This is a genomic window from Streptomyces misionensis, assembly GCF_007896895.1.
Classification (GTDB): Bacteria; Actinomycetota; Actinomycetes; order Streptomycetales; family Streptomycetaceae; genus Streptomyces; species Streptomyces misionensis_A.
Genome location: NZ_VOGW01000052.1, coordinates 38,465 through 42,145 on the forward strand (window position 1 = coordinate 38,465; position 3,681 = coordinate 42,145).

Below are 3,681 nucleotides of genomic sequence, written 5' to 3' on the forward strand. Positions count from 1 at the left end.
GAACGCGGTCGGCATCAAGTACCTTGCTGGCGTGTCCACCCCTCCGGTGCTGCGGTCGCCCTCCACCCCCTCGGGTGTCCCACGTCGCGCCGGGGCCGATCAGCCGAACAGAGCGCGAAGGACAGCCCCGCCATGACAGAAGCGCGTCCGCCCCTCCCCCCGTTCGACCTCGCAGGCGCCCAGGCCAAGGTGCGGGCCGCCGAGGACGTCTGGAACACCCGCGATCCGCAGCGGGTCGCCCTCGCCTACACCGAGGACTCGGTCTGGCGGAACCGGGACCTCTTCCTGACCGGGCACGACGAGATCATCCGCTTCCTCACCGACAAGTGGGAGCACGAACTCGACTACGTGTTGCGCAAGAGCCTGTGGAGCCATGACGGCAACCGCATCGCCGTCCGCTTCCAGTACGAATGGCACGACGCCGAGGGCCGGTGGTTCCGCTCCTACGGCAACGAGCTGTGGGAGTTCGCCGACAACGGTCTGATGCGCCGCCGCGAGGCCTCGATCAACGACGTCCGCATCGAGGAGTCCGAGCGGCGCTACTTCGGCCCGCGCGCCCCCGGGGAACAGGACATCCCCCTCAGGTGAGGCCGCCGCGGCGCGGTCACCGGCATCGTGCCCGCCCCACGGCCGCCGCCACCGTCAGCGGCACGCTGAGCAGCGCGGCCAGCCAGAACAGCGGCCGGTAGGCGCCCGCCTGCGCGGTGGCGGCGGCCAGCCCGCCGGACAGGGCGCCGCCCCCGTACAGGGCCACGCCGAACAGGGCCACTGCGGTCGACCGGGCCGTCGGGCACACGGTGGTCGCCCATGTCTGGACCGTCGAGTGCAGGAACGACCAGCCGCCGCCGAGCAGCACCGCGGCCACGACCAGCGTGCCGGTGGACTGCCGGTAGCCGGCGAGCAGATAGGCCAGGGCCGTCTGGGTCCCGCCGGCCACGATCAGCGCCGCAGGGGACCACCGGCCGACGAGCCGGGTCACCGCCCGCGACGCGGCCATGGTGCCGACCCCGTACAGCGCCGCCACCGCGCCGGCGACGGCGACGGGCACCCCGTGCGCTTCCAGCGCCGGGGCGAGATAGGTCAGGAAGCCGAGCAGCACCGCTCCCTCCAGCAGGGCCACCGCCATGACGTACCACTGCCGGCGCGAGCGCAGGACCGTGCCGAAGGGGGCGAGCAGCGACCCGGAACGGGGCCGGGCGGGTTCGGGCAGGCGGCGCAGGGCCAGGGCCAGGAAGCCGGCGAGGACCCCGGGCAGGGCGAACACCGGCCGCCAGCCGGCGTAGTGGGCCAGCGCCCCGGCGACGCCGGTGGCGAGCGCGGTGCCCAGGGCGAACGCGGTCATCAGTTCGCTGAGGGGGCGCTGCCGTACCTCGGCGGGCACGGTGTCGCCGACGTACGTCAGCGAGGCGGCGATGGCGGCGGCGAAGCAGGCGCCGGTGAGCACGCGGGCCGCGATCAGCACGGGCGCGTCGGGGGCCAAGGCCGAGAGCAGCGCGGCCGGCGCCGCCCCGGCCAGCGACACCCGCATCACCCGCACCCGGCCCCACCGGTCGCCGGCCGCTCCCCACACCGGCTGCATCAGCCCGTAGGCCAGGTAGTAACCGCTCGCCGCCAGGACCACGGTGGCGACCGGGACCCCGAGGCCGGAGCCGATCAGGGCCGGCATGGGCGCGATGCAGAAGCGGTCGAAGTTGCTGACGAAACCGGCGGTGCGCAGCAGCCGCAGGGCCGACGGGGACAGGACGGCCACGGGTCGCGGCGCGGTGGTGGTCACCACGTGGCACTCCTTACGGGAGGTCGGACGAGGACGCGGACCGCGGCGGTCGCGGTCCGAGACCAGTCCAGCACCGGGACCGTGGGGACGGAGCGCGCTGCCTATTACCATCGCTCACAGCCTGCCGGTACGGCCCGGGCGCCGGGCACGGCACCATCGGACGAGGGGGCCGGCACCGGGCGGGCGCCCGCTGCGGCGAGGAGGGTCAGGATGACGCGCGGCAGGCCGGGAGCCGCTTCGGCCGGGGCTTCGGCGACCGGTGCGCCCGCCGCCTCGCGGGACCTCCCCCGCCGGGAGCTGGGCGCCTTCCTGCGGTCCCGCCGGGAACGGCTGACACCTCGGGACGTGGGTCTGCCGGACGGCCCGGGCCGCCGGACGCCGGGGCTGCGCCGGGCCGAGGTGGCCGAGCTCGCCGGGATCAGCCTCTCCTGGTACACGTGGCTGGAGCAGGGGCGGGTGCGTACCTCGGAGCAGGTGCTGCGGGCGGTGGCGCGGGTGCTGCGGCTGGACGGTGCGGAGAGGGCGCATGTGCTGTCCTTCGTGGCGGACGACTCCCCGCCCGACGCCCCCACCTGGGTCTCGCCCAATCTCCTGAGCCTGGTGCGGGCCTTGTCACCCCACCCGGCCGTGGTGCTCGACCCGCACTGGGACCTGCTGGCCTGGAACGCCGGGTACGCCGCGCTGCTGACCGATCCCGCGCGGCTGCGCCCCGGACAGCGCAACCTCCTGTGGCTGGTGTTCCGTTGGCCGCCCGCCCGGACCCTGCTCGCCGACTGGGAGCGGGACGCCCGCGCGCTGCTCGGCCAGTTCCGGTCCCGGGCCGCCCGCCGGCCGCAGGACGCGAGGTTCGCCGAACTCGTCGAGGAACTGCGGTGCGACGCCGACGCGGCCCGCTGGTACGACCTTCGGGAGACCGCCGCCTTCCAGCCCTCGGTGCGGTGCTTCCGGCATCCGACCGCCGGTGAACTCCGGCTGCGCTACGTGAAGTTGGCCGCCGTCGAGGAGCCCGGCCATCACCTCCTGGCCTATCTGCCCGCCGATCTGGCCGCCGAGGACGCCCTGCGGCGGCTCCAGGACGGGTGAGGACCCGGCGGGCCCGGATGGCGGATGTGTCGTTGCGGGACAGGCATTTCACCGAGAACGGCGCTGGGCGCACCGTCCGGTCGGCAGGACGGGCGCCATGGAGCCAGGGGTGTCGGTCCGGGCGGCGTCCCGGCCGGTGGTGGTGCGCGTCCCGGTGGAACCGGTCGAGGCCGCCATGGAGGCCGACGCCGCCGACGCCGTGCTGAGCGCGGGCGAAGTCGCGGTGCGCGGGCCGCTGTTCGGCGTGGTCGCCCAGCGCCCGGAGGACGGGCAGCGCCGGCGGGTGGTGGTCCCGGTCACGGCCGGTTTCCCGCAGATGTCGCGCGACAGCCTGAACTCGCTGCCGTGGTTCCGCGCCAAGGACGAGGCGTGGGACCGGGCGGAGCGCCGGGCCCTGCTGGCCGCGGTCGCCCGGCTGGAGACCGAGCCGGTGAACGAGCTCACCGGCTCGGCACCCGCTATCGCGTCGTGCGGGCCGAGGAGTACGCCGGTTCGGGGGTCCACGGCATCGAGTTGCCGCGCCCGACCGATCCGGAGCCCCTCGTCCCCGACTGGAGCCTCGCGCGGCGGGAGCCGAGGGCCGACGCCGACCCGGTGCTGGACCCGGACGCGCCGCTCACCCCGGCCCTGGCCACGGAACGACCGGCCCTGCGCACCTTCGACCACGCCGGTCCCCGCCCCCCCCGCCCTCGGGGAAGCGGGAACCGGCGCGGCCCCAGGTGCGCCGGGCCGGTCGCCCCGCGGCCCGGGCCGCGGTGAGCGGCGCCCCCGGGTCCAGCACCGCGGCGGCGTCGGCCCCCGGCTCCCGCCGCGCGCGGCGCCCG

General features: G+C 76.0%; 4 protein-coding genes and 1 pseudogene. 4 read left to right on the plus strand and 1 reads right to left on the minus strand.

Features of this window, described 5'->3' with window-relative positions:
* Nucleotides 1-132 precede the first annotated feature (132 nt).
* Nucleotides 133-588, plus strand: coding sequence for a nuclear transport factor 2 family protein (locus tag FRZ03_RS09470; RefSeq protein ID WP_146464729.1), 456 nt, complete (start codon nt 133-135; stop codon nt 586-588).
* Between the two features lie 16 nt (nt 589-604).
* Here FRZ03_RS09470 and FRZ03_RS09475 read toward each other — a convergent pair whose 3' ends face one another.
* Nucleotides 605-1,777, minus strand: a complete 1,173-nt coding sequence (locus FRZ03_RS09475; RefSeq protein WP_261398787.1) for an MFS transporter — start codon at nt 1,775-1,777, stop codon at nt 605-607.
* A 207-nt stretch (nt 1,778-1,984) separates the two neighbouring features.
* Here FRZ03_RS09475 and FRZ03_RS09480 point away from each other — a divergent pair, with 207 nt between their 5' ends.
* The 3 genes and pseudogenes from FRZ03_RS09480 to FRZ03_RS40155 all read left to right on the plus strand — a co-directional run bounded on the left by FRZ03_RS09480 (nt 1,985) and on the right by FRZ03_RS40155 (nt 3,616).
* Nucleotides 1,985-2,857, plus strand: a complete 873-nt coding sequence (locus FRZ03_RS09480; protein ID WP_146464731.1) for a helix-turn-helix transcriptional regulator — start codon at nt 1,985-1,987, stop codon at nt 2,855-2,857.
* A 175-nt stretch (nt 2,858-3,032) separates the two neighbouring features.
* Nucleotides 3,033-3,242, plus strand: a pseudogene (locus FRZ03_RS40150) (DUF5954 family protein); the annotation flags it as partial.
* 83 nt (nt 3,243-3,325) lie between these two features.
* Nucleotides 3,326-3,616: a DUF5954 family protein gene (locus FRZ03_RS40155; protein WP_261398789.1), complete on the plus strand. Its 291-nt coding sequence runs from the start codon at nt 3,326-3,328 to the stop codon at nt 3,614-3,616.
* The last annotated feature ends 65 nt before the right edge of the window (nt 3,617-3,681 follow it).

Bases quoted from the DNA above. Each gene is read 5' to 3' on its own strand.
- FRZ03_RS09470 (WP_146464729.1), top strand. From the start codon at position 133: ATGACAGAAGCGCGTCCGCCCCTCCCCCCGTTCGACCTCGCAGGCGCC.
- FRZ03_RS09480 (WP_146464731.1), top strand. From the start codon at position 1,985: ATGACGCGCGGCAGGCCGGGAGCCGCTTCGGCCGGGGCTTCGGCGACC.